The 4,708-nt window shown below is 69.6% G+C and carries 1 protein-coding gene; it reads left to right on the forward strand.

The window, feature by feature from the left end:
* Positions 1-22 precede the first annotated feature (22 nt).
* A partial coding sequence (locus ACIOJD_RS34510) for an SDR family NAD(P)-dependent oxidoreductase (protein ID WP_401920584.1) occupies positions 23-4,708 on the forward strand: 4,686 nt, incomplete at its 3' end.

The raw sequence follows: 4,708 nt of genomic DNA on the forward strand, positions 1-4,708 counted from the left end.
CCATTCGCCGTTGATGGAGCCGATGCTGGATTCGTTCGCGCGGGTGCTGGCGGGGGTGACATGGCGTGAGCCACGGATCCCCGTCGTATCGGGTACGGCGGATGCGGATGTGTGTGATCCGTTGTACTGGGTTCGGCATGTGCGGGACACGGTGCGTTATCACGACGCGGTTCTGAAGTTGCGTGAACTGGGTGCGGAGCTGTTCCTGGAGGCCGGGCCGGCCGGGACGCTGAGTGCGATGGCCACGGTGGACAGTGGCGTGTGGATTCCGGTGCTGCGGCCTGAACGCGACGAGCCCGAAACGGTCATGTCCGCGCTGGCCGGGGCATACGTGAACGGCCTCGGCGTGGACTGGTCCGAGCTGCTGGGGACAGGCACGCGCCCGGTGCCCCTGCCGACCTACGCCTTCCAGAGGCAGCGGTACTGGCCCGCGCTCGCCGGAGTGCGGCCCGGCGACGCCCGGTCATTGGGGCAGGGCGAGCCTGGGCACAGTCTGCTCGGCGCGGAAGTGGCCCTGGCCGGTGGAGACGCGCTGGCGCTGACCGGTCGGTTGTCGCTGGCCACATACCCCTGGCTCGCCGACCACGCCGTACTCGGGTCGGTGCTGTTGCCGGGAACGGCGTTCGTGGATCTGGCCGTGCACGCCGGTGACCGCGTCGGCTGCGCGGTGGTCGACGAACTGACGTTGCAGGCCCCGTTGCTGTTGTCCGAGCAGGGCGGCGTACGGGTGCAGATCCGGGTGGCCGAGCCCGATGAGGACGGCCGTCGGGTGGTCGGCATCTTCTCGCGTGCCGACGATGACGATGAGTGGGTTCAGCACGCCGACGGTCTGCTGAGTACGCGGTCCGCCCCGGCGCCGGAGTGGCCGGGGGCATGGCCCCCGGCAGGTGCGCGGCCGGTGCCGGTGGACGGTGCCTATGAGCGCCTGGCCGAGGACGGCTACGGCTATGGACCGGTGTTCCAGGGGCTTCGTGGAGTGTGGCAGTCCGGCGCGGACGTGTTCGCCGAGGTGGCTCTGGCCGAGGGAACCGAAGTCGACGGATTCGGGGTGCACCCGGCACTGCTGGACTCGGCCCTGCACCCGATCGGCCTGACCGCTCAGCCCGGCGGGGACGGGGTGGGCCTGCCGTTCGCGTGGAACGGCGTACGGTTGCACGCCACCGGTGCGTCGGTGCTGCGTGTGAGGTTGTCCCACCGTGCGGACGGTGGGGTCGGGGTCGAGGCGTACGATCCGGCCGGGCAGCCGGTGTTCAGCGCGGACTCCTTGCGGCTGCGGCCGATCACCACCGCCCCGGACACGTCCGGCGGAGGACGTACGGGGCGCTCACTGTTCGGTGTGGACTGGATCCCGCTGGCCGACCCGGACAACACCGCGGTGGAATGGGCTTGGCACGGCCAGGCCGAGGGCGAACTGCCCGCCGTGGTGGTCGCCCAGGTCCCGGCCGGCGATGGCCTCGAGTCGGTGCAGACGGTGACGGCCACGGTGCTGAACTGGCTACAGGAGTGGCTGGCCGAGCCGGGCGCGGAGGGTTCGCGGCTGGTTCTGCTCACTCGGGGCGCGGTTGACGGCGACGATCTGGCCGCCGCCGCGGTGACCGGCCTGGTGCGTTCCGCGCAATCCGAGCACCCGGGACGTTTTGTTCTCCTGGACCTCGATGCCGACGTCGACATCGAGGGTGTTCTGCCACCGGTGGTGCACAGCGGTGAGCCGGAGATCGCTCTGCGTGCGGGCGTGTTGAGTGTGCGGCGTCTGGTACGGGCTACCGGTGCCGGTCAAGCGGTGCCGGACCAGGTGGCTGCGGGCACCGTGGTCATCACCGGGGGTACCGGGGTGCTGGGTGCGCTGCTGGCCCGGCATCTGATCACCGCCCACGGCGTGCGCGATCTGCTGCTGCTCTCACGCCGGGGTATGGACGCTCCGGGCGCGGATGAACTGGCCGCTGAGCTGGATGAGCTGGGAGCGCGGGTATCGATCCAGGCGTGTGATGTGTCTGATCGTGATGCGCTGGCGGCAGTGTTCGCCGAGCGTTCGGTGTCGGGTGTGGTGCATGCGGCTGGTGTGCTGGATGACGCGACGGTGGAGTCGTTGACCCCGGAGCGGCTGGCCGTGGTGCTGCGCGCGAAGGTCGATGCGGCGTGGCATCTGCACGAACTGGCCCAGGACAAGGACCTGGGACTGTTCGTGGTGTATTCCTCCGCGGCGGCCACGCTCGGCTCTGCGGGGCAGGGAAGTTATGCGGCGGCGAACGCCGCGCTGGACGCGCTGATGGAACAGCGGCGTTCGGCGGGCCTGGCCGGTCAGTCGCTGGCGTGGGGACTGTGGGAACAGGGCTCGGGGATGACCGGGCGCCTGGGCGAAGCGGACCTGGCCCGGTGGGCTCGGGCCGGCGTTCGGGCGTTGTCCGATGAGCAGGGGCTGGCGTTGTTCGACGCGGCGACGCGTCTGGACCGGTCGTTGGTGGTGGCGGCGCGGCTGGATGTAGCGGCCATGCGAGCCGCCGGAACCGTCTCGTCGTTGCTGAGTGGGTTGACCGGTGGTCCGGGCCGTCGGTCCGCGGCGACCACGGCCGGTAAGGATGATCTCGCCGCCCGGCTCGCCGCGCTGCCGGTCGAGGAGCGCCACTCGGCGGTGCTCGAACTGGTGCGTGCTCAAGCGGCCATCGTCCTGGGACACGCCTCGGCTGTTCGGGTCGACGCCGATGCGACCTTCCGTGACACGGGCTTCGACTCGCTGACCGCGGTGGAACTGCGTAACCGCCTCACCGCCGTGACCGGATTGCACCTGCCGGCGACCCTGGCCTTCGACTATCCGACGTCGCGGTTGCTGGCCGGGTTCGTGCTGGCCGGGGTGCTGGGTGAGCAGGCGGACGAGGTTCCCGTGCTCGGGAACGCCGCGGCCGGTGCGCTGGACGAGCCGATCGCGATCGTGGGGATGGGGTGCCGTTACCCAGGCGGAGTGAATTCCCCCGAGGCGCTGTGGGAGTTGCTGGCCGCCGGTTCCGAGGGAGTGACTGAATTCCCGGCCGACCGCGGCTGGGACGTGGCCGGACTGTACGACCCCGACCGGCTTCGCCCGGGAACCACCTACACCCGCCACGGCGGATTCCTCAAGGACGCGGCGGAGTTCGACGCGGGATTCTTCGGTATTTCGCCGCGTGAGGCGGTGGCGATGGACCCGCAGCAGCGGCTCGCGCTGGAGACGGCGTGGGAGGCGTTGGAGCGGGCGGGAATCGTGCCCGATTCGCTGCGTGGCACTGCGACCGGTGTCTATCTCGGGTTGATGTATCACGACTACGCGACTCAGACGGCGCTGAGTCCGGGCGACAGCGACGGCTTCAACGGCACCGGCAACTACGGAAGCGTTCTCACCGGCCGGGTGTCGTACGCGCTCGGCCTGGAAGGCCCGGCGGTGACGGTGGACACCGCGTGTTCCTCCTCCCTGGTGACGGTGCATCTGGCCGCGCAGGCACTGCGGTCCGGTGAGTGTTCGATGGCGCTGGCCGGTGGGGTGACGGTGATGTCCACCCCGGAGGTGTTCGTGGAATTCTCCCGGCAGGGCGGATTGGCCGCCGACGGCCGGTGCAAACCCTTCTCCGAAGCCGCGGACGGAACCAGCTGGGGTGAAGGGGCCGGTGTGCTGGTGCTGGAACGGCTGTCCGATGCGCGCAAGCGTGGGCATCAGGTGCTGGCGGTGTTGCGTGGCAGTGCGGTGAATCAGGACGGTGCGTCGAATGGTCTGACGGCGCCGAATGGTCCTTCGCAGCAGCGGGTGATTCGTGCGGCGCTGGCGAGTGCGCGGTTGTCTTCGGCCGAGGTCGATGTGGTGGAGGCGCATGGCACCGGTACGCGGCTGGGTGACCCGATCGAGGCGCAGGCGCTGCTGGCGACGTACGGTCAGGACCGGCCGGAGGAACGGCCGTTGTGGCTGGGTTCGCTGAAGTCGAATCTCGGTCACACCCAGGCGGCCGCGGGCGTGGCGGGCATCATCAAGATGGTGCTGGCGATGCGGCACGGCATGTTGCCGCGGACGCTCCATGTGGACGCGCCGTCGTCCCATGTGGACTGGTCGGCCGGTGCGGTCCAGCTGTTGACCGAGCCGGTGCCCTGGCAGGTGAACGGCCATCCCCGCCGGGCCGGGGTGTCGTCGTTCGGTATTTCCGGTACGAACGCGCATCTGATCCTCGAAGAACCCGAATCCGCCCCCGTGGTGGAACCGGGTGTGGTCCGGGGCGGAGTCGTTCCCTGGCTGCTGTCGGCCAAATCGGCGGAGGCGTTGCGGGAGCAGGCTGTCCGACTTGGTCAGTGGGTCTCTGACCAGCCGGAGGTCGATCCGGTGCTGGTCGGCCGGGCGTTGGTCACGAGTCGGTCGGTGTTCGAGTATCGGACGGTGGTACTGGGCCGCGACCGGCAGACGTTGCTGGACGGCGTGCAGGCGTTCGCCGAGGACCGGCCAGGCACCGGGGTGGTGACCGGATCGCCGGGTTCGGTTCCCTTGGCGGTGGTGTTTTCCGGTCAGGGTAGCCAACGCCCCGGTATGGGTTCGCAGTTGTCGGCTGCGTTCCCGGTGTTCGCCGAAGCCTTTGATGAGGTGTGTGCGGAGCTGGATCGGCATCTGCCGCGTCCGATCCGTGAGGTGATCGACAGCGAGCCGGGTTTGCTGGATGAGACTCTGTATACGCAGGCTGGGTTGTTCGCGGTGCAGGTGGCT

This window comes from Streptomyces sp. NPDC088116 (assembly GCF_044741745.1).
Lineage (GTDB): Bacteria > Actinomycetota > Actinomycetes > Streptomycetales > Streptomycetaceae > Streptomyces.